This window comes from Paenibacillus sp. FSL H3-0457, assembly GCF_037981725.1.
GTDB lineage: Bacteria > Bacillota > Bacilli > Paenibacillales > Paenibacillaceae > Paenibacillus > Paenibacillus amylolyticus.
Genome location: NZ_CP150283.1, coordinates 1,834,572 through 1,856,377, shown reverse-complemented (window position 1 = coordinate 1,856,377; position 21,806 = coordinate 1,834,572). Strand labels below are relative to the sequence as shown.

The 21,806-nt window shown below is 43.4% G+C and carries 26 protein-coding genes; 4 read left to right on the top strand and 22 right to left on the bottom strand.

The window, feature by feature from the left end:
* Positions 1–39: 39 nt before the first annotated feature.
* The 4 genes from MHH25_RS08280 to MHH25_RS08265 form a co-directional block, all read right to left on the bottom strand.
* The gene (locus tag MHH25_RS08280; protein ID WP_340019738.1) at positions 40–717 is read right to left on the bottom strand and encodes an ABC transporter ATP-binding protein; all 678 of its coding nucleotides are present in this window, start codon (positions 715–717) and stop codon (positions 40–42) included.
* Positions 714–1,844 carry an ABC transporter permease gene (locus MHH25_RS08275; RefSeq protein ID WP_340019737.1) on the bottom strand — a complete coding sequence of 377 codons (1,131 nt, stop codon included), beginning with the start codon at positions 1,842–1,844 and terminating at the stop codon, positions 714–716. The genes MHH25_RS08280 and MHH25_RS08275 overlap by 4 nt, the downstream gene beginning before the upstream one ends.
* A gap of 67 nt (positions 1,845–1,911) precedes the next feature.
* The gene (locus tag MHH25_RS08270; RefSeq protein ID WP_340019736.1) at positions 1,912–3,288 is read right to left on the bottom strand and encodes a HAMP domain-containing sensor histidine kinase; all 1,377 of its coding nucleotides are present in this window, start codon (positions 3,286–3,288) and stop codon (positions 1,912–1,914) included.
* A complete protein-coding gene (locus tag MHH25_RS08265) occupies positions 3,285–3,962 on the bottom strand; it encodes a response regulator transcription factor (protein WP_340019735.1) in 678 nt (225 codons plus the stop codon). The genes MHH25_RS08270 and MHH25_RS08265 overlap by 4 nt, the downstream gene beginning before the upstream one ends.
* A gap of 292 nt (positions 3,963–4,254) precedes the next feature.
* On the opposite strand from MHH25_RS08265, the gene MHH25_RS08260 reads away from it, so the two are divergent.
* The gene (locus MHH25_RS08260; RefSeq protein WP_340019734.1) at positions 4,255–5,238 is read left to right on the top strand and encodes a cation diffusion facilitator family transporter; all 984 of its coding nucleotides are present in this window, start codon (positions 4,255–4,257) and stop codon (positions 5,236–5,238) included.
* A gap of 147 nt (positions 5,239–5,385) precedes the next feature.
* On the opposite strand, the gene MHH25_RS08255 is transcribed toward MHH25_RS08260, so the two are convergent.
* The 9 genes from MHH25_RS08255 to MHH25_RS08215 all read right to left on the bottom strand — a co-directional run bounded on the left by MHH25_RS08255 (position 5,386) and on the right by MHH25_RS08215 (position 10,663).
* The gene (locus MHH25_RS08255; protein ID WP_340019733.1) at positions 5,386–5,682 is read right to left on the bottom strand and encodes an SHOCT domain-containing protein; all 297 of its coding nucleotides are present in this window, start codon (positions 5,680–5,682) and stop codon (positions 5,386–5,388) included.
* Between the two features lie 62 nt (positions 5,683–5,744).
* Positions 5,745–6,128, bottom strand: a complete 384-nt coding sequence (locus tag MHH25_RS08250) for a hypothetical protein (RefSeq protein ID WP_340019732.1) — start codon at positions 6,126–6,128, stop codon at positions 5,745–5,747.
* Positions 6,129–6,216: 88 nt separating this feature from the next.
* Positions 6,217–7,257, bottom strand: a complete 1,041-nt coding sequence (locus tag MHH25_RS08245; RefSeq protein ID WP_340019731.1) for a hypothetical protein — start codon at positions 7,255–7,257, stop codon at positions 6,217–6,219.
* Positions 7,258–7,573: 316 nt separating this feature from the next.
* Complete coding sequence (locus MHH25_RS08240) at positions 7,574–8,140, bottom strand: MepB family protein (protein ID WP_340019730.1); 567 nt, start codon at positions 8,138–8,140, stop codon at positions 7,574–7,576.
* A gap of 70 nt (positions 8,141–8,210) precedes the next feature.
* Entirely contained in the window at positions 8,211–9,074 is an 864-nt protein-coding gene (locus tag MHH25_RS08235) for a phosphotransferase (protein ID WP_340019729.1), read from the bottom strand.
* 19 nt (positions 9,075–9,093) lie between these two features.
* A complete protein-coding gene (locus MHH25_RS08230) occupies positions 9,094–9,639 on the bottom strand; it encodes an HAD-IIIA family hydrolase (protein WP_340020476.1) in 546 nt (181 codons plus the stop codon).
* 46 nt (positions 9,640–9,685) lie between these two features.
* Entirely contained in the window at positions 9,686–9,901 is a 216-nt protein-coding gene (locus tag MHH25_RS08225; protein WP_340019728.1) for a hypothetical protein, read from the bottom strand.
* 22 nt (positions 9,902–9,923) lie between these two features.
* Positions 9,924–10,211: a hypothetical protein gene (locus tag MHH25_RS08220; RefSeq protein WP_076327169.1), complete on the bottom strand. Its 288-nt coding sequence runs from the start codon at positions 10,209–10,211 to the stop codon at positions 9,924–9,926.
* Between the two features lie 14 nt (positions 10,212–10,225).
* Positions 10,226–10,663 (bottom strand): oxidoreductase, encoded by a 438-nt coding sequence (locus MHH25_RS08215; protein ID WP_340019727.1) that lies wholly within the window; start codon positions 10,661–10,663, stop codon positions 10,226–10,228.
* 283 nt (positions 10,664–10,946) lie between these two features.
* Here MHH25_RS08215 and MHH25_RS08210 point away from each other — a divergent pair, with 283 nt between their 5' ends.
* Complete coding sequence (locus tag MHH25_RS08210) at positions 10,947–11,954, top strand: ABC transporter substrate-binding protein (RefSeq protein ID WP_340019726.1); 1,008 nt, start codon at positions 10,947–10,949, stop codon at positions 11,952–11,954.
* A gap of 111 nt (positions 11,955–12,065) precedes the next feature.
* Positions 12,066–13,682, top strand: a complete 1,617-nt coding sequence (locus MHH25_RS08205) for an AraC family transcriptional regulator (protein ID WP_340019724.1) — start codon at positions 12,066–12,068, stop codon at positions 13,680–13,682.
* Positions 13,683–13,827: 145 nt separating this feature from the next.
* Here MHH25_RS08205 and MHH25_RS08200 read toward each other — a convergent pair whose 3' ends face one another.
* The 4 genes from MHH25_RS08200 to MHH25_RS08185 all read right to left on the bottom strand — a co-directional run bounded on the left by MHH25_RS08200 (position 13,828) and on the right by MHH25_RS08185 (position 15,932).
* Positions 13,828–14,691 (bottom strand): DUF4085 family protein, encoded by an 864-nt coding sequence (locus MHH25_RS08200; RefSeq protein ID WP_340019723.1) that lies wholly within the window; start codon positions 14,689–14,691, stop codon positions 13,828–13,830.
* 184 nt (positions 14,692–14,875) lie between these two features.
* A complete protein-coding gene (locus MHH25_RS08195) occupies positions 14,876–15,322 on the bottom strand; it encodes a hypothetical protein (RefSeq protein WP_340019722.1) in 447 nt (148 codons plus the stop codon).
* Between the two features lie 3 nt (positions 15,323–15,325).
* A complete protein-coding gene (locus tag MHH25_RS08190; RefSeq protein WP_340019721.1) occupies positions 15,326–15,508 on the bottom strand; it encodes a hypothetical protein in 183 nt (60 codons plus the stop codon).
* Positions 15,509–15,545: 37 nt separating this feature from the next.
* A complete protein-coding gene (locus tag MHH25_RS08185) occupies positions 15,546–15,932 on the bottom strand; it encodes a helix-turn-helix domain-containing protein (protein WP_340019720.1) in 387 nt (128 codons plus the stop codon).
* 247 nt (positions 15,933–16,179) lie between these two features.
* Here MHH25_RS08185 and MHH25_RS08180 point away from each other — a divergent pair, with 247 nt between their 5' ends.
* Positions 16,180–16,767, top strand: a complete 588-nt coding sequence (locus tag MHH25_RS08180; protein WP_340020475.1) for an NAD(P)H oxidoreductase — start codon at positions 16,180–16,182, stop codon at positions 16,765–16,767.
* Positions 16,768–16,895: 128 nt separating this feature from the next.
* Here the strand turns inward: MHH25_RS08180 and MHH25_RS08175 are convergent, their stop codons facing one another.
* The 5 genes from MHH25_RS08175 to MHH25_RS08155 form a co-directional block, all read right to left on the bottom strand.
* Positions 16,896–17,537: a FusB/FusC family EF-G-binding protein gene (locus MHH25_RS08175; RefSeq protein ID WP_340019719.1), complete on the bottom strand. Its 642-nt coding sequence runs from the start codon at positions 17,535–17,537 to the stop codon at positions 16,896–16,898.
* Positions 17,538–17,833: 296 nt separating this feature from the next.
* Positions 17,834–19,450, bottom strand: a complete 1,617-nt coding sequence (locus MHH25_RS08170; protein ID WP_340020474.1) for an FGGY-family carbohydrate kinase — start codon at positions 19,448–19,450, stop codon at positions 17,834–17,836.
* A gap of 120 nt (positions 19,451–19,570) precedes the next feature.
* A complete protein-coding gene (locus tag MHH25_RS08165) occupies positions 19,571–20,038 on the bottom strand; it encodes a GNAT family N-acetyltransferase (RefSeq protein WP_076252701.1) in 468 nt (155 codons plus the stop codon).
* 42 nt (positions 20,039–20,080) lie between these two features.
* Positions 20,081–20,737 (bottom strand): hypothetical protein, encoded by a 657-nt coding sequence (locus MHH25_RS08160; RefSeq protein WP_076318199.1) that lies wholly within the window; start codon positions 20,735–20,737, stop codon positions 20,081–20,083.
* A 193-nt stretch (positions 20,738–20,930) separates the two neighbouring features.
* Positions 20,931–21,803 carry a carbohydrate ABC transporter permease gene (locus MHH25_RS08155; RefSeq protein ID WP_036610522.1) on the bottom strand — a complete coding sequence of 291 codons (873 nt, stop codon included), beginning with the start codon at positions 21,801–21,803 and terminating at the stop codon, positions 20,931–20,933.
* Positions 21,804–21,806: the final 3 nt, after the last annotated feature.

The following is a 21,806-nucleotide window of genomic DNA, read 5'->3' as shown; positions in this document are numbered from 1 at the left end:
GAATCAGTGTTCTCTCCAGACTCTCAGACCATTCTCCTTCTAATGCTGCACCAGCTTTCCATTTTCCAAAAAAAGAACCCGGCTACAGAGCGGCAAAATCCGCTCATCATGCGTAACCATCACTGCACTCTTGCCCTGCTCTTTTACGAGCCGTGCAATCATGCCGACAATATCCAGTCCACGTTCCGCATCCAGACTGGCTGTCGGTTCATCCGCGAGCAGGACAGCCGGATCGTTCATCAACGCCCTTGCAATGGCGACCCGTTGGCGTTCCCCGCCAGACAGCTTCTCTGCATATGCCTTCCGCCGATGGGTCAACCCCACCGTGTCTAATAGCTCATGAACGCGCTTCTCCGCCTTGTTTTTTTCCGTTCCGGCGAGCTTTGCGACCACCATCAGTTGTTCTTCTACTTTCAGATACGGAATGAGGTTAGCACTTTGAAATATAAAACCAAGCTGCTGAAGCCGTACATCGGATATGTCCTGTTTGCTTTTACCCATAACACTTGCTCCGTCCAACAGAACCTGTCCTTCCGTCGGTTCGAGAAGTGCGCCTGCAATAGACAGGAATGTACTTTTGCCCGAGCCGGAAGGCCCCATTACGGCCACAAGTTCCCCTTCGGCAACCTCAAGGTCCAACTTGTCCAGAATCGTTCGTTTGCTACCGCCATCTTCAAAGGTCTGTGTAATTCCCTGCAATACCAATCGGTTTCTCATGCTGCTGTCCTCCCAATCGCATCAAGCGCATCAATTTTGGTAACCTTCCACACCGAGAATAATGAACCCGCCACAGACATGAGTATGAATAACACACAGGTCAGAGCAAGGGTGGACAAGCCTAATTGAAACGGCATCGATGCAGGAAGAATGGACTCGAACAGTCGAACCAATAGTACGCTAATGACCAGACTGCCAACCGACAGAACCAAGACTTGTAACGAAACACTACCCGCCAGATAAGCATTCCGCGTTCCTATGGCTTTTAATATCCCGAACTGACTCGTTTTCTGAATTGTGATGACATAGAAGAATACCGCAAGCACAAACGCCGAGATGACATATAGAAAAGCGATCATCATGAGCAACGATCCCTGCTCTTCCTTATATCCAGGGATGGCCGATACGGCATCCGACTTTGTGATGACTTCCGTATTAGGCATTGCAACACTCAGGCGGTCTACCTGATCGCCCCCATCCTTAATCGCAATAGCATTGTATATCGGAGCATTGGCATTGGTGTCTGCTGAACCTTGCGAAGTTCGTGAGCCTCCTTGAAGCGTAAGCCATTCCTGTTCATTCAGGAACACCACTGGGGAGTGACTGAAGGACTCATTTTGTACAAATCCACCAACGGTCCACTCCGTTCCCGAAGCTTGATCGACCAAGACGGTGCCAATTGTGACACCAGATTCAGACAACTTTTGGTCCACCACAACCTGCCCTTTTGTCTGATCCGTAATCGGAGACCCTTCAGTCACCGTTGGAGCAAGCCAGCCCTCCGGATTAACCATGAACAGCGTGACATCGATCTTTTTTGTGTCGCCGGTTGGACTGACGGTTGTCATTTTCACACCGAGTGGCTCAGCGTTCTCTTGCCCCATCACGGAGCGAGCTTGATTAAGTTGATCCTGATCCACTTGTGACCGGGTGAACCGATGATTAGAATCCTGCTCCAGCACAAAATGGGTTGCTGCCATATTTTTGACCGAAGCTGCGTTATCATACGCCAGCCCCTGTGCAAGACCTGTAACAAACAGTACCAGAAATGAAACCAGCACCATGATTGTAGCAATTAAGGCATAGCGCCCTTTGGCATACCTCATTTCCCGAATAGCCAAGTACATGTTCTGTGACCTCCCTCTTGATAACCCAAGTATAGGAGGCGAAAATGAACGGCAAATGAATAACAGATTACATCTGCGGAAGTGTCACGGTAAAGATCGTACCCTCAGGTGAACTGGAAACCTCGATTGTACCGTCATGAATTCGGATAATTTTCTGTACGATGGCAAGTCCAAGTCCGGTTCGTCCAGAAGAACGTTCCCTCGCACGATCCACCCGATAAAATCGATCGAACAGGAAAGGCAGATGCTCTGCAGCAATCCCGTCTCCTGTATCCCGAATCTGAATCACACACTGGTTATCCGTCTGCTCGGCATGAATCTCAATGCTTCTTCCCTGTGGTAGATGGTTCACCGCATTGCCCAGTAGATTCATCCAAACTTGCATGAGCAGCACTTCATTACCGACTAGCTGGATGGATTCGGGTACCGAAATCCGAAGCAACAGTTCTTTTTCTTCCAATTGCCATTGCAGCACCTGAACGGCTTGCCGGAATTGATCTCGCAGAGAGAACTTTGCTTTGCTCAGATCTTCGTTGCCTTGTTCTAGGGAGGACAGGAGTAGCAGTTGTTTGCTGAGCAAAGAGAGATGACGGCTCTCCTCCTCAATGATCGATGCATAGTGCTCTCGTTCGTGTTCAGGCAGATCCCGATCCGCCACCAATTGGGCAAAACCCTGAATCGAGGTCAGCGGTGATTGAATCTCATGCGATACATTCGATACAAACTGCTGCCGCGCCTGATCTACCCTTTCCAATTCACGACTCATGGTCATGAAATGCTGGGCCAGCTGTCCAATCTCATCCCGCCTTGCGGTAGGCAATTTCAGATTATATTTTCCTTGCGCAATACGTTTGGTTGCCTCGGACAGACGTTCAATCGGATTGACCAGATAGCGGGTACTGATCAGAAAGATCAGGATACTAATACCTATCGTCAATGCTCCAATCAGCGCAAAAAAGATCCGCAGCTCACCGAATTGCAGAATTACATCCGGACGCATAAAGAGAGCGTAATTTGCATTGTCCAGCTGTAGATGAACACCCACGGTATTGCTTAATTGATTATCGAAGAATCCGGTAATGAACGGTTTGCTTGGAAACTGGGCGACGCCATGGTATACCTCACCATTCAACACCAGTTCTACAACTTGCTTGTCCAGATCTTTCTCTCGAAATTCGCGGCCGTAGAATTGGTCGTTGCCTTTTTCATCCGTCACATAGATTTCGTACCCAAGTGCGGCGGCATTGTTCAAATACTGCTCCATCGTGCCGGGTTGCTGTTCCACAAATTGCTTCATATGCGTCGCGATGCCCACCAGCTTCTCATCATTGAAATCCTTGAGCTTTGTATGATAGTAGATGTTGGACAAAAGAAAACCGAGCATGCCGCTGACCATAATCACCGCAATTGTAATGAGGAATACCCGGACGTACAAGGTCCTCAAGGTGCTTTCACCTCCATCTTGTAACCAATACCCCGCACAGTCTGGATGATGAAATCGTCCGTATAATCGGTAAATCGATCACGAAGCCGCTTGATATGTACATCAACGGTACGATCATCTCCTTCGTAATCTGCTCCCCAAACGAGCCGAATGAGCTCATCCCGCGAGAACAAACGGCCTGGAAACTGGGCAAGCTGTGAGAGTAATTCAAATTCCTTCATTGGCAAAAAGAGAATGGATTGCCCGTCGGTAACCTCCACATTGTTACGGTCAATGACGATTCGGTTCATGCGGATAATATCGCTGGATGTGCGATGGTACCGACGAAATAACGCCTTTACCCGGTAGACCAGTTCTTCCGGTTCAAACGGCTTGGTCACATATTCATCCGTTCCTTTCAGATAACCGTCTCTCTTGTCAGATAGCTGATCTCGTGCCGTCAGCAACATGATTGGAATGTCGTAATGCTGCCGAATGTAATCACATAACTCCAGTCCGTCCATGCCTGGCATCATGACATCAAGGATCGCCAGATCGATCGGCGTTTCTTGCATCAGTTTGACCGCTTCCAATCCATCCTGCGCTTCATGTACCCGATACCCTTCCTTGGTCATGACATGCCGTAGGAGTGCTCGAATATTGGCATCATCGTCTGCCAGCAGCAGATGTTTCATATCGTTGTCCGCCCTTCTATGTAACAAGTACATCTCACTTTGATTCTGCACAGATGGTAGCATAAAAACAAACGCATTAGCTAGTACATACGCGCTGAGACACACCGGTCATGTTTATATTTCCTTAAATCTGGTTGACACTACTATGAGGCGCAACTATAATAAAACCATAACATATGAACAAACGCTCATATATTCATTTATTAGTGGTTAACCATCGCTAAGGATCAATTATATCCACACTAGAAACCATATTACATAACGGAGCAAGGCTCCAAAGGAGAGGATTTATATGTCCGGACATCATCACGATCAGAACCATGGGCACGATCATGGACACAACCACGCTCATACTACCAATAACAAGAAAGTCCTGTTGTTTTCCTTCATTATTATTACCATCTATATGATCGTTGAAGCCATTGGTGGATTCATCACCAACAGTCTCGCGCTCATCTCGGATGCAGGTCATATGTTGTCCGATTCCATTGCGCTCGGGATCGCTTTACTGGCGTTCACCTTTGGTGAAAAAGCAGTAAATACCGGCAAAACCTACGGCTACAGAAGATTTGAAATTTTGGCCGCTACGTTAAACGGAATTACGTTAATCGCCATTGCACTCTACATTTTCTACGAAGCGATTGGGCGTTTTATCAACCCTCCAGAAGTCGCAACCGTAGGCATGTTAATCATCAGCGTCATTGGATTGCTCATCAATATTCTAGTGGCCTGGATCATGATGCGTGGTAGCGATACAGAGAATAACCTGAATATGCGCGGGGCTTATCTCCATGTCATCAGCGACATGCTGGGATCGGTTGGGGCCATTGCGGCAGCCCTGCTCATGATGTTCTTTGGCTGGGGTTGGGCCGATCCACTTGCGAGTGTAATTGTCGCGGCACTGGTATTGCGTAGTGGGTTCTATGTCACCAAATCATCCCTGCATATTTTAATGGAAGGCACTCCAGCCAATGTCGATGTGAATGAACTGGTGCAGACCATCAAACAAGTCGAAGGTGTCAAAGGTGTACACGATGTGCATGTCTGGTCCATTACCAGTAACCTGAATGCGCTGACCGCACATATCGTAGTGGATGGAAAAATGGATGTTTATGCATCCGAGATCCTGGTTCAGAAGATTGAACACATGCTGGAGCATAAAGAAATCAAACATGTGACGCTCCAAGTGGAGTCCGAAAAACATCTGCATGACACCTCGGTACTATGTACTGTCAAAGGCGACGCACCAGATGCCCATGCGCATCATCACCATTGAGAAGGGTAACAAATATTAGTTGCTTCTAAATGAAAACAGGGCAGATTCTCCGGTGAAGTGAACGCCCTATTTTTATTTTCCTAAGTTCAGCTTTTTGGTATGAGTAGAAAATAGAATAGCCTTTACCTAACCGTAGCGGGCTCTGGACTACTTGTATCTGGAGAGTAACTTCTCTTTTTTTTGATCGAATTCATATTCCGATATGATATTTTTCTCTTTTAAGTCACCTAGCTGAAGCAGTTGTTCATGAACATTCACAGGGGTCTTTTTTCTCTTGCTTGATATGATCAAGGCTAGAATTGAGAAAAGCACACCATACAGTCCACCCAGAAGTCCCAAAACTGCCGCTACCTCCGCACCTTCTTGCGAACCATCTAAAAAAACTGCTATTAATAAAAAATTGAGTAAGAACCCAATAAGGCTAACGATTGATAATGCTTTCAATGAATATTCCTCCTAAATGTTATGTATGTTCTATTCAAAATCAGGAAAGGTCGGTCAGAAGTCTAAACATTAACCTCGTCCCAGTTTATAATGACGTATCCAAGCTGAAACAGCAGGATAACAATATAACTAATGTTGATTCCCAAACTGGTCTTAACTTTCTTGATCTGATCCAAGTAGTCTTCTTTGTTTATTTTTCCGCGTTCCAGCTTGGACTTCATATTTTGTTTTTCTTTCCAGAACATGTAGAACTCAAGTATAGCAAATACTCCCCATGCCAATGGATATACCAGTAACACTGCATTAGCAACTGACAACAGCATAAGGGAACCTTCATCTAAACCTTTCTCAATTCCTAGCTTAAAGCTTACATTCACGCTTAAGGTCAGAATAACTAGTCCAAAACCCATAAAACTTAAATACGGTGTGAATTTGTTGCTTCGCATGTGCTCTTCCCTTCCGGCAATCTCCATTTGTCTAGTGACTGTTTCATTCAAGATTGCAGATTCACTGTAGCCCAGATACTCAACTTCATTAATCTCCGCCACCACCACAAGATGAACAGCTGGATGAGCTGCAAGAAGAGTCAGAAGATGATCCCGAGGATGATCCAGATCCTCCCGAGGAACTACTATTGTCTGTACATTGGTCCGCATAACAGCTGGAACTGCTCGTGCAACCACTGCTTGACGAGGAACCATAGGCTGCCTTTTCCTGTGGAAGAATTTCCTGTTCCAGCCGCCCCATGTGTAACCCATATGTCGCCTCGTTATGCATGGAGTAATACACCATGGCGCTAGCCATGACGAGAGCTAAATCACTACTTCCGGAAGATGCTGGAGATAGCTCTTCTTCACTTAGAGTTGCCGATCTACGTAGTTGATCAATCAAGTAGATAATCACCTGAGCAGCTTCAGGATCCTCCTGCATGCGTCTGGCATGAAACAGTTCATTTACCAGTTCGAATTGATCTCCCTGTGCGATCAGCTTCTGTACATCACTGGATAATGGGTAAGTGAAAAAATCACCCCAGATTGCAGCACTGTAGGGGGTGAACTCAAATAATTGACAGTACACCCAGTCAAACCATGCACGTGCTCCTGGCGTTTCGCGGCGGGTGATTGCCGGCTCATGGTGTACCGTGGAACCCATTAATTCTGCACAAAAATCAGCGTAAGATTTCGTAAACATCAGCATCTCATGCCACAAATCATCAACTTCATCACTGAACATGGGCACCTGCTTAAGTAATGAAGCCATAATGAAATATCGCTTAAGTTCTATCAATTTCCACCGATACTCCAGCGTTTTCATGTGAGGATATTCCTGTTGAATTCGGATCTTGAGTTTGTTGGCAAAATGCTTATTGTAACTCTTCTCCAATTGAAGAATGGTTTGCTGATAGGAGACTTCTTCTCGAAGTCCAAGATTCAATGGTGCTTTTTTTCGTCTGTACGTAACTTTCATCTGTTTTCTGCGTCTTCCTGCTGCTGGACGGAAAATCTTGAGCTTACGTCGAACCAAATAGGCTGTTACAACTAATAAAACTGCTGCAAGATAGTAGTAGGTCGGCATAATAAAAACCGCTCCTCTCCGTGATCTTCTCTATGTAGGGTTAAACTATCATTATTATAAATGAGGAACGGCAGTGATTAATAGAGCCCTTTGGCATACATGCCAGAGCTCTGTTTTTGTATATTTCTTTGTTGCTCATTGTTATGTAATGGCAATGATTATTGGAGATAGGGTATTTCCCGGGAAACTTTCCACCCATGGCATACTCGCCCCACGGCACACCTACCGCTAAAGCAACTTGAAAGAGAATAACGATTAGGATCAGGAAGGTGAATACGATTGCTGACGTTAATACGATCAGGACCACACTCCTAAATCATAGGTGATTATAATGGTTTATCATAAGTACTCTGGCTTGATCACAGTTCAATGGTTCAGTAACAGGTACTTCCAGGAAGTATTCAAGCTGCCACTGCTGCGTTTTGAGAGCCTGCTTACTTGTTGGATTGTCCCAAGGCGGATATACACGTATGGCTCGCTTGCCACCTTTGCCTTGATCCGATATGATATCTCGCTGTAACAATACATTCTTCGGAAATACAAATTGACCAAAGTGGATGCCTGCGCGCGTACTAATGACATACACATCTGCTGGATCTGATCCATCATATGGCTGTGTCGATCCATCCTCACTACGCTGCCACAGGGTAACAAATTGTCCGATCTTGGTTGGCGTGGTTTTGGCGACGCGAAATCGAATGGAGAGAGCATTTATGGTGAACACATATGCACCATATTCAGCATTTTGTGCTTCTTCATATGGTTGTGAGCATACAAAGCCACACTTGTCATAGATTAGTTCTTTACTGGCAAGTAAGTCGCCATGAATTACATTGGAGGTCGTCCAAGCATTCGGACGATTCAAACTACTTTTGTTATCCAACTTGTGATATCTCTCCTTTCTTGTATAGTCTGAACTAAGGCATTTGCGATAGCTGTAAAAGTTTGTTAGTTCAAAATTCATGACATAATCGCTTCCATTCCTGCCATGCCTTCAAGTATTCAGGCAGATCATCCGGATGATGCTTGTTACTCAGCCCAATTCGGCAATATAGATGGACCAGAGCTTCCTCTATCAATCTGGATTTATCCATATCTACTTGCTCTAAAAGTTCGAACGTAGCAAATAATGTTTCGGTGTTGATATCATCTGGCGAGGAGCTAAAAGCATACAAGAAATCATAGACGATAGGTCCAACCATTGGAGATGGGTCAATAACGCCGATGAGTTCATTTTGATCATATACAAAATTATGAACCCCCGTATCTCCATGCAAAAGAAACTTCTCTTCTTCCTCATGAAACAGGTGATCCACTTTGAATTGAACCAGATTATAATCATCTGTTGTTAAAACACTTCCGATATTCATCTTTGCTTCTTGAATACTAATCTGATTAAATTCTTTCCAGGTCCTCTGTGGGAACTCTATTCTGCCCCATGATTTCGTATCTGAAGAACTCACATATGTATTGAATAACTCTTTCACCAGACGAGTTAACCAGTCTCTTTTCTGGCCCCGGTTGAAATGGGTCGTACCTTCCATATACGTATAAATGAAATAAGTGTTATCTGGATCAGTCAACAAAACTTCAGGCAGTAACGAAGAATTCTTATTCGTATCCAAAAACTGCTGGGCGATGTGAATCTGTTCGGGTTCATCTGATTTCAAAATATAGTGTTTATTCAGACTCGTACTCAACCGATAAATACGTCCAGCTGTGGTACCTGACAAACTTTGAATTCCAGATATTTCTTCGTTGATAGAATGCATCTTGAATAAGTCATTGATCTCATTAATCGTTGGATTAATTAACATATGGTTCTCCTCATAATAACTAGGATCTGAATTCTCTTCCATGAATGATCCATTGTACGGCATCCCAAATATCCTCTGCGATATAATCAGGTTCGGTCTCCGTCCATTTGTCTCTGAATTTAGTTAATGAAGATTCCCCCCATCCTGTTCTCACCATGATCTTGGTCGCTCCTACGGCATGGGCAGCAAGCATGTCTGTATCTCCTACATCTCCAATAACGATACATTTGGATAAATCCAGACCGAGTTCCTCTGATGCCTGTAATAACATTCCGGGTTTAGGCTTTCTGCAACTGCATTCTTGCTCATGCGGACATATATAGGAGTGATCGAATCCGTACTCGCGAAATTGCTCTTCAAAATCCTCAACACTCGCTTCTCCACGTGAGATTCGATATTGATTCGTAAAAGCCAGTACCATAATTCCTTCTCGTTTTAAATGCATAATTGCTTCTTGAGCATTGGGGTATAACCTGAAATCTCTCGGATGAATAAAATGACCTGTACCACCAATTGTTCCATCTCTGTCTATAAAAACAGCTTGTACGTTCACATGTGGTTTCATCATGGTCTGTTCCCTTCTTAGAAAAATTTCAAGTCGTGTCGTTCATCTATACTTTCTCATCGATAATATGCTTGCTACCATCTTGCTGCTTATGGTGTTGTTGCTTTTTAATTTCAGTTTTCAGATAGTGTACTTCTTTGATTAATACATCCAGTTTTTTCGATGTTTTGGATGAATCTATCGCATAACGTACAATTGCTGCAAAGATAAGAACGACAATTAAACATATAAGTGATACTACTAAAGCTCCATAAAACTCCAAAATGGTGTTCAACTCCTTGCTGTCAAAATAATATGTTATAAAACTCTTCTGAAAACCAAAACCATATCATCCCTAATATAACCATTATGGTGCCTAGTACTTTTAATATTATTTCGATATGTTTAGGGATATCACTATTAGGTGGGTTATCTTCAAACTCGTAATTCGGTTTAATTTCTCGATATCTCATCAGGACAAATATTTTGTATAGAAAATCAGGAAAGAAGTAACATGCAAAGCCCACGACAAATACGGGAGTAGATAAATAACCAAACGTACTGGTGGTCCATTCCATCTCTATTTTCTCCATCCCCCTTTTTTTCCTTACTGAATTCCTGCCGTACCAAAAGTATTTTCGATGGCCTGTTTATAATTTTCCCAACCAAAATAAAACGGGCCTACCTGTAGTTTCTTGTCGTTCAATATGAAATCTCTCCAGATCACAACATCATCTTCCCTATCAATCTTTACAGAAATAAATCCACACTCTTCATCCCCACACCAAGGACACACTAAAATGGGATATCTATAATACATGGATTCATGTGATTTCTTAAGTAAAAAATAATCAATAAGAAGCCTTTGATATTCATCGCTTCCCCATCCGAGACAAGGTACCAATTCATGTTTTTTCAATCTTTGATAGAGCGATGTACCATCAATAATGATGTCTGAGAACTTCGTATTTTTATTCCCATCCTGTTCAGGATCGAACTCATTGTATCTTGAAGCTAATTTGGTTTCTAAGGTGCTAATCTTCACTACATTCCCTCCTATTTTGCCTCTTGAGCTCTCTCAGTCTTCCACTATGAGAATGTCAGCACAACGATCATTGGTTAATAGTACCATTTTATTGAGTTTAAACTAAAGGAAATATGCATTTTTAATTCATTAACGAACCGTCTCTTGTTAAATGTACATTTAAGATATATTTCGAAAAATGATCATTTTTACTCAAAAGTCCATTGAATTAATCCGTCCTGCTACTTAAGATAAGCAAAGCACCTAAATGAGAATAGATATCAGTAGAAGGAGTGGCAGATGAATGACATTTACTAGAAAAGGCTTTTCTATAATTAGCATGATCTTTGTGCTTATCTTCGTACTTACTGCATGCGGCGGGGGAACTGTGAAGGAAGAGGCTGGGGCGGTACAGACAGAACAAACACCGGCATCATCTGAAGATACACCTAGGGGGCCGCGTACTGTGGAGCATATCCTTGGGAAAATCGAAGTACCTGCTGAGCCTCAGCGCGTTCTTGGATTATTCGTCGAAGACGAGATGAGTGCTCTTGGTGTTAAACCAATCATGCAATACTCAAGCGGAACCTATTACCAGACCTATCTTGAGGATTATTTAAAAGATGTACCGAAGCTCGACACAGCTGCATTTAACTTTGAAGCAATCATGGCGGCGCAACCAGATCTCATTATTCTGGGCTTCCAAGGTTGGGCAGATGGCGGTACGTATGAGAAATTGTCTAAAATTGCTCCCACCTATGTATTTACAGGTAGTGAAATTCAATACCCGCAGAACTGGAAAAAGAACTTGCTTACTGTAGCTGATCTACTCGGAAAGACAGAACAAGCACAAGACGTAATCAAGAAGCGTGAAGCAGAAACGAAGCTTGCCAAGGAGCAATTACAGGTCGCCGCTAAAGGCAAAACAGCAGCTATGATTCGCATTCATGCCAGTAAAGAAATGCGATTATATGGAGGTCCCGGAGGTCAAGTAGGCACAGCATTATATGGCGACTTTGAATTAGAGCCTGCCCCGATTGTACGCAAGTTGGCATGGGGAGAGGATATGGATATCCAAGCCATCTCGATGGAAACTATTCCACAGATGGATGCAGACTATATTTTCCTCGCTGTAGATGAAGGACGAGAAGAACAGGCTACGGAGCTTAAAGAAAGCAAGTTATGGAAGACAATCCCCGCGGTTAAACAAGGTCATGTCTATGAAGTCCGTGGTGATGTATGGATCACAAATGGTCCACTCGCTTATGAGAAGAAAATGCAAGATGTCATGAAGGCGATCATTCCTGACTAATAACCAATGACAAAGAAGAAGCTAGCTCACCTGATGGTTGACTAGCTTCTTCTTTGTCATTTAATATAATGATAATAATTCTCATTGTATGCAGGAGGAATCTGTGACTTCATGAACAATCGTACTGCGCATAGCAACTCCCCCCACCCTCCTACTGCCTTTCATTCCTATTTTTTTAGGTTTGTTGATATTGAATCCGTAACAATTAACACTACGCATCAGCTACTTCCCGACGTTAGTCTGAGTTACAGGCTGATTGTTGTATCTGAAGGTTCAGGCAGCATATATATAGACGACAATTGTTACCATGCTGTCACTGGTGATTGTTATGCAGTCTCTCCTGGCGCTAAGCTTATCGTCAGTTCAACTGTAGAAAAGAAAGACATGCTTTATTTTGGTGTTACCTTTGACATCATTTCTGCTCTGCCTGACAAAGATATGCGGCATCCTTTCGCGAATAGCAAAATTACCATCGATCCTTTTGTTCGTACACTTGCAGTGCTGCGTAAGCTAATTGCCCTGAAGCATCCTGAGAGCGAAGAAGCACAGCTGAGCTACCATTTCCGTTTCCAGAAATGGATGCATACATTACTTAAGCAAAATATAATTAAATCTGAAACCGTAACATCTTTGCAAGCGGTGGAACAGAGCGTTTTATTTTTGAAAGACCATTTTAATGAAGAGATTAGCACAAAAGAATTGGCTGAACAGGCCGGGATTGGTGTCAAGCAATTTATTCATTTGTTCAAACAAATCACTGGCGTAACGCCTCATGAATATATATCAACGCTTCGTATACGCAGGGCAAAGGAACTGCTGATCGTTTCCAGACAACCGCTTGCTGAAATTGCAGAACAGGTCGGCTATCGGGACAGTTATTATTTTAACCGTCGCTTTAAACAAATCACAGGCGTCCCGCCGCGAGTATATGTGAACACGAAACAGTACAAAATCATGTCGATGAGTTATGTATGTGCGCTACTGGCACTTGACATCAAACCGATTGGCGCACCTGCCTATCATTTGGGTTATTATGCTGGACGTTTAGGAGAGAACATTACGAACATTGGAGACAAATCGATCTTTTATTATGACAGAATGAAAGCTCTGAAACCGGATCTTATTATCAGTTGTGACACGCTAGACTATGAAACACAACAACAACTGGAGCATATCGCTCCCATGGTGACAATCCCTTGGATGGATCTCCATGCCACGGAACATTTACAAGCTATTGGTGATGTGTTTGGGATGGAGAAACAAGCAAAGAGCTGGATTGACGATTACGAATTGAAGCGTGAAATGGCACACCAGCAAATCAAAAATTATGTAAGTAAGGATGAGACCGTTGGCCTGCTCCTGATTGAAGGGTCAGAAATATATGTGCTGGGAGACCGGAATGCGGGCGAGATTATGTACCGTTCCTTCGGCTTGCAACCACCGCCACTTGTTCAACATTTGCTTGTAGAGCACCCTAACCAGTATGGTAGAAAAGTAGAAGTCGAACAGCTCTGGCAATATGAAGCAGACCGGTTATTTGTCATTGTCTATGGGGCCGAAGCTGCCCTAACCTATACGCAACTGCAGCAGAACCCTGTATGGAGGCAGTTGTCCGCTGTCCGTCAAGGTAAAGTGCAAACCATTGATTCGGAAAAATGGATCTATTATGATGTTCTATCACTATCAGGACAATTGGATGACGGGATTAATATACTCGTAAAACGATGATACGTGTTCTACATGCTTCAAAACGATTGCAAGATACACCGGATTGTATATTTACCTTTCTCATCAGAGTCGTCACTTTTCGGTAGAATTCGTGGTGTACACTTATTTCACCAAATTGACGACTCTTGCTTAGCATTACTGTATCTTACTCCTCTTCGGCAAGAATATCAGCACAGCGAACAATCAGTTCGGGCATATGCTCTCCATCAAATAGAACATGAAGCTCATATCCGTTATCGATTCGATACAGCTCTTGATACAGCCAGTAACTGCCTACAATCCCACCGTCTTGCTTGATGATTTCGGGTGCAACCAGCGTAAGTTTATTTATGTTGGTGAAGCCCCCACGGGTGTCAAAACGAATGACCACCTCATCACCCGTCAGCAGTTCTGTCACTGTACAATCATGGTATTGAATCCGCCCATGTATTTCATCGGAAATGTCCTGTGCCATCATCACTTCTCTAAATTCTTTCGATATGCGTTCCACTTCTCTTCTATTCTCTGCACTCTGTTTATTCAGCTTGAGCATAACTTCTCTCGTGCAATAACCCAATGTAAATACACGGATATCCGCAATTTGTTCAACGATTTCCTGTGGCAAATTCTCCGCCTTGTATTGAAAATTCCACTCCATCGATTCTTTGTACTCTTCCTTACATTTCTTCTCATCAAAAGGAGGGCGCACATCATATTCTGCAATGAGTTTCTCGATATGCGCTCGTTCTTCCGGAGGCATGTGAAATACGATCTGATCCTCTTCTGTCACTTCTTCCTCACCGAAAGCTTTGTCTAGGCGAGTGAGCACCTGTCCATCATGCTCCAACATGTAACGTGGGTCCAAGTTATATAACTCTCGCTCCTGCTTCACATCCGCTTTTTCCTTTCTTTTATACAGCCTTAAAAATAGATTTTCATCGAACTCGTAAGCTCCGTTATGTACTCTTAAACCAAAATGAAGATGTGTCTGCTGACAAAGCTCATACCATTCTTTTGTTAGATATCTCATATGCATCTCTCCTACTGATTTTTAGAATCTACTTCAATAATCGTATTAGCGATAACAGATCTCGTAAAGCCTAGCACCTCGACCACTTCAGATCGATCTCGTTAGAAATTGCTCTATTGTTTGCATCTCTACTCCTCCAAAATCCTCAGCCTCAACGATTCCTTATATTCACAAACGCACTGTTCTACGCCAAGGTTTGAAAAAATTTGTGTTTGATCTCTTTGTCGTTTCGCGCCGCCCATTCATGCACAGCTTCTACGCCTGCGGATTCCTGACCTCGTCGAAAATAAAAACTTAGATCCATCCGTACTAACCGTTTACCATAGAGTTTGATGCCAATCCGTCTGTAATTCATATAAATACACTCAATCTGAGATGCATCATATCTCTGATGTTTCATAGAAATCACATGATTACTTTCTAGCGTAATACTGGGTTTAGTGAAAAACAAACGCCAGATCAGAAAAATGATATAACCCAGAATAAAGGTCAATATAACGATCAGGGAGTACTTCGGAATACCATTTTTATCGTAAATACCATCCCTGAAAAGTATAGCTTCAATGACCAACATACATAGTAGGCTCAACCATGCTCTTGGATAGATCGTCTTGTATGTGATGAGTTCCACCTCCTAATCATTCTCTCCATCAATCCTAAGCCACTCGGAAGGGGCTTTTCTGGCAAAATGCTTTTCAACAAAATCCAAAATGTCATCAATTCCGGGCAATGCCGCGTTTTCTTTGGCTTCGTCAAACGTCATCCATTGGTACTCGGTATGTTCATGATTTAACCGGACAGGCTGGCTTTCATCCACGTACCCTACGAATATGGGAGCGGTATAGCCCCTCTCTTCAACTTTCCTGAGAATCGAAATCCTCCAATACTTTAAACCTATCCCCGTGGATTTTGTCCAGATGCTCTTCTCCCCAATAACATAAATGGTCCAGCGCGGGCTTGAGTCCCCAGCCGTAGTCCGTCAACTCATATTCCACTTTGGGAGGCACCTCCGAATATACCTTGCGCTGTACGATCTCATCCTTTTCAAGTCCTCTGAGCTGCGTTGTCAGCATCTTCTGCGTAATGTCCGGTATTAACCGCCGAAGCTCCGACGTGCGTTTCCGTCCGGTCATCAAATGATAAATAATCAACGGCTTCCACTTCCCACCCATTACTTCCAAGGCCGCTTCCACGCCTACTTTATATTTTTTTGGAGCACTCGTTTCTCTATGTTCTGTCATTTTTGAACCCCTCCATAAATAGGCTGTATCCCAAGTGAAAATATAAACTTTTTGCTACTCTTCTTTCTATTATTCAAGCCCATTTCGAGCCATCCATTTAGGGTACTTTAATGTTCCTATGGCACTTCATTCTTCCTATAGAACATCAAAGTGCGTACTTCCAGATGTTTTCATACCTGTTTATAATAGCATCAGCCACTGATTTATGGCTACAAGACTGCAATCCAGAAAGGTAGTGAAAGATAAGATGAACGTACTCGTTGTAGTATCCCACCCAAGAAAAGACTCCTTGACCTTTCAGGTAGCTCAACGTTTTGCACAGGGTCTTACCGATGCCGGTCACGGTTATGAGATATTGGATTTGCATGGGATTGGATTCGACCCGATTCTCCGAGAGATGGATGAACCAGACTATACCCAAGAAAATCAGGTGTTCTCGCCTGAGGTTGAAACGGAGATGAAGCGGTTGATGAAACACGATGCTGTGGCTTTTGTGTTTCCTCTCTGGTGGTGGCATCTGCCAGCCATGTTGAAAGGTTATGTGGATCGTGTCATGAACAACGGATTTGCCTACGGCGCGAACAAGCTCTCTCATCAGCAGATATTATGGATTGCTCTTTCGGGTGTGACGGAAGAACAGATGCATAAGCGCAACTATGGTCAATCGATCGCCAACCTGCTCAATGTGGGGATTGCCGATTATTGCGGCGTGTCCCAATCGAGGGTTGAGTTTATATATGAAACGTTGGAATCTAAGCCTGAGCATTATGAGGCACTACTGAACCATGCACATCACTTGGGACTGAACTATGCCAACGATACTCCGACTCCATGATCGTATGAGAAAAATGTATGACCCGAATATGAATTCTGAAGTTTAGTGGTACGTTCAATGGCGAATCACTACGCTTGAACACGGCAAAAAGGTCGCTCCGAAGAGCGACCCTGCCTGTGTGTCTTGCATTATTTTACTGTCGAGAGAAGAAACTTCTCCAACATAGAGATATCGGTAATACTATGGTTGCAAACTGTGTTATCCATGCATACGTACTGGGCAATGGAAGAAAAGTTATCCGGCGAATGAGCCTTGGTCTTCACATTGAAGAATCCAAGCTCCTGATGACGATGACAGAACATGCAGTACCCCTTTTTGTTCGTAGGTGTAATCCGTCCCTCAATACCGAGGAATCTGCCTTCGTACGGGTACACGATGAACAAACGGCTCGTCGCAATGTCAGTCCATCTCAGATAGGTTGTGTGTGCGTAATCGATGGATTCGAGATCGGGCACTTTGAGCTTCTTGGCCTTTGGAAAAAGCTTCTGAATCTGCTTTGCCGATACTTGCGGATATGGAATCAGATATGATTCGAGCTGGTTTAGATGCGTCTGAAGTTCATGTGCCGTCTCATACGTGGATAACTGCTCCAGCAGTTGCTTCTGCTCCGAAGTGAGTTCATCGAAGATGCTCACCGCATTTGTGCCGACCGTATAACGGACGGTTTCTAATACTTTGGGATCCACAACCGAGCGTAGCGTTTTGAGCAGGAAATCAGCTTGTTTTTGAATATAATTAAATTGATGATTCTGAATAAATGGTGTTTGCATGGCGTTCAGCCCCTTATTTTTATTGGAAGAACAAATAAGGTGCAAAGCCTGCGGGATGTAACATTATGTTGATATTGATTTCAGGGCAACAATCTCATTTTTGTCGCGCCCTACACAAAGTCCGCCCCTATTCAGGCTTTGCGTAAGGCTTTCTAGCGAACGAGCAATCCGGCATTATCCATATTGCCACGTCATAACCCCCAATACGATAGATATATCGAAATTATAACAGGGCATCATAGTGTAGGCAACGGGCTTCGTTCCAATTTCCTCTGTTCAAGAAATATGATTACATCTCAGGCTTTTTTCCCATTTTCCACGAAATGATCTACCGCTGACTGCTCAATGGCCAGTCCTTCCGTGTAACGCTCCATGAACAAGGCAAATCCATTCACATCCGCGCTATTTGGAGAAACCTCTTGTCCTTCTGCATCAATAAACACCTTAGTGGTAAGGTAATCCGCCAAACTATCGTGCTGTTGCTTATTAACCATGTAGGAAGCCAAAATAGCCATTCCCCATGCGCCACCTTCACCAGCGGTAGACATGACCGACACGGGAATATTCAGTGCGGATGCGCATATTTTTTGAGCGACTAGTGGGGTTTTGAACAATCCCCCATGCGCCCAAATGTGCTCAATCGTTACGTGCTCCTTCTGTGTGAGAATATCCAGCCCGAGCCTTAGTGCAGCAAATGCAGCAAACAGATGGACTCTCATAAAGTTTGCCAGATTGAAACGGCTCTCTGGAGAACGTACGAACAACGGACGACCTTTTGCAATTCCTGTAATATTCTCGCCTGAATAGTAGCCATAGCTCAGTAAGCCACCGCCATCAGCGTCAGCTTTCAGTGCTTCATTGAACAACACACTGAATAACTGGTTCATATCGGGTTTCTGTCCCATCGCCTCATAAAACTCACGGAACAAGTCGACCCAGGCATTAATATCGCTGGAGCAGTTATTCGCAAGAACCATAGCCACAGGATTGCCATCAGGTGTAGTCACGATGTCAATCTCAGGGTATACCGTAGATAGCTTTTTATCTAATACAATCATGGCAAAAATCGATGTACCGACGGAAATGTTACCCGTACGTTTTTGGACACTATTCGTAGCAACCATGCCTGTTCCAGCATCGCCTTCCGGAGGGCAAAGTGGAATATTGGATTCCAAGTTACCTGATGGATCTAACAGTCGGGCACCAGCTTCACTAAGATATCCGGCATGTTCACCTGCAGTGTACACTTTAGGTAAAATATCTTTAAGATTCCACGTGTAGCCTTTGTCGGCAATTATATCGTCAAACTTCTTCAACATATCTTCATGGTATTCCAGTGTGGATTCATCAATTGGGAACATACCTGAGGCATCCCCTATACCAATAGCTTTACTGCCAGTTAACAGCCGATGTATGTAACCCGATAACGTCGTAATATAATTGATGTTCGTAACATGCTCTTCTCCGTTCAAAATCGCTTGATACAAATGTGCAATGCTCCAGCGCTCTGGAATTTTAAACTGGAATTTCTCGGTTAGCTCTGATGCAGCCTTCCCCGTTGTGGCATTACGCCATGTACGAAACGGAACCAATAACTCCCCATTTTGATCAAGTGCAATGTAGCCCTGCATCATAGCAGAACATCCGATTGAGCCAATTTTTTGTATCGTTACACCATAATTTTTTTCAATCTCTTGCTTTAAATGATGATAAGTTTGTTGCAACCCATGAATCATTTCATCGATATGGTAAGTCCAGTAACCGCCAATCAATTGATTTTCCCACTCATAACTGCTTGAACAGATGGTATTAAAATGGTGATCCATGAGTACAGCTTTGATTCGTGTGGATCCAAATTCAATGCCTAGCGAAGTTTCTCCCCTGACTATTGCTTGTTTCAAGTTTTGATCCATCATCGTATTCATCCTCTCTCAATTTGGAATTCGCCCGATTCGGAAATAGGTGATTTGAATAGCCCAAATCAAGGTGTAAATTTCATGAAGAAAGAGCAGAATTGGAGCTGTAACGGACAATTACAAAGTTAATACCGCCTGTACTTCGCCACATGCCAATATTTCACCGGTTTGAATAAAACCAAGAGAGTCATAGATCTTCTTCGCAACGACATTTTCAGGTTTGTAGGTGAGTTCTACAACTTTGGCTTTTCCACGTGGGAAAGTTCTCGCATACTCGATTGCTTTTACTACCATTTCTTTACCATATCCCTTACCTTGGTATCGCTGGTCAATCATCATCTTGAAGATGCCATAACTGCTATAATCAAAATTGCCATCCCCGTCATCATAGTACATCGAAATAAAACCTACCATATTGTCTTCCTTATAGACTGCAAAAGTAATAATAATCTGCCCCTCATCTGAGGCGACGTACGCTTCAGCAAGTGCATGTTGGTTCGAGGATATGAACCTTTGTTGGTCTGGAGTGACTTTAAGTTCAATACATTCGATAAAATTATCCCAAGTTATTCTTCTAAATTCCATTTTGAATTCCCTCCCGCACTTATCATCATTACTATTTTCTTCCTATTTTGTTGCACTAATATAGCTCAATTTAAAAATACGATCATACATATATGTGTAAGAATCGTAATACTCAAGCGCCTTTTTTCTCTCTTCGTGGAAAGACTTTAATCTTTCCTTGTCCCCGGTATTAACATAGGCTATTAACTCAGTACTCGCTTTTTTATATGATTCCACACTATAACCCGCATCAGAAAAATCAAAGGAATTATAGTCTTGTACTGGAGTAAACACCTCTGGACGGATCCAGCCCTTAAATTCGGCTTCCTTTATTAACTGTTGTAATCTGGAGATGTCAACTTGCTCTTCTAATATCACTTTACTAAGAACATCAACCACTTCTTGCTCGATCTTGTTGAATTTGCTTGTAAATTCATGATTGGAAAGATGCATCTCTATTAAATTTTTAGTGTAATGAGAATAACTATTCACTAGATTAAGCTTGGAATTCTTATACTCTACCGCAAATCTTGCATCACGAAGAACACTGGCCGGGATATAAGCATGATTGTCAATTATTTTGACTTCTGTCCCTGCCCTGGTCTTTAGTTCTTTTCCATTCAAAAATATACTTATCTTCTGTGGTGCGCTTGTCGCTGCAAAAGCAAGAGAAGCGCTTACTAACGACAAAGCAAGAGTAACGATTATCATTTTTTTCACTTCGTACACACCCTCTTATATGAATAATAAAAATAACTTTCAATCAGCTATCATCGTACCATTTTATTCAAATAAAGGTAATACACTACATATATGCAACGTTCTTTATCCATACACCAAAAAGAAGCCACTTCCCTGGCCTTCCCCAGTTTAGTGACTCCATTTTACAATCCTATTCATTCCCTACATTCAACTACTCCTTAACAGCTCCAACCACAATCCCCGTTACAAAATAACGTTGCAGGAACGGATACACAAGCAGGATCGGCAGCGCGCTGATAAAGATCTGCGAAGCCCGAATGGTCCGTTGGGACAGGTTCTTCACCGCTTCTGGATCAAGCTTCGACATATCGGCCTGCACGATGATCGTCTGCATGAATGTCGCGAGAGGCAGTTTTTCCGCATCACGGATGTAGATGATTCCGTCAAAGTATGCGTTCCAATGCCCAACCATCATGAAGAGTGAAACCGTTGCAATAACAGGTACGGAGACCGGCAGATAGATTTTGATAAACGTCTTAAAGTGCCCTGCGCCATCGATAAATGCAGCTTCTTCCAGATCCTTCGGAACGGTACGGAAGAAATTCAGCAGCAAGATAATGTTAAACACCGCAACCAATCCTGGCAGGATCAAGGCCAGCAATGTGTTCATCAGTCCCAGCTTCAGAATCAGGATGTACCCTGGAATGAGGCCACCGCTGAACAGCATCGTGATGACAAAATACCACAGATAGATGTTACGTGCGCGGAACACCCGCGTCTCTTTGGAAAGCGCATAGGCTGCAATCGTGTTGACGATTAACGCAAGTCCAGTACCCAGTACCGTCCGCTCCACAGATACCCATAAGGAGGAGAGGAAGTTGGTATTGGCAAATGTCTTGGCATACGCCTCCAGTGTAAATCCAATTGGCCAGAACGTTACGAGACCAGCATTTGCAGGTGCAGATGCGCTAAGTGATACCATGAGCAAGTGATACAAAGGCAGCAAGCAGAGCAGTGAAAGGATGGTCAGGAACACATTGTTGAATATGCTGAATATGCGGTAAGGCATCGTTTTATGATACATTCG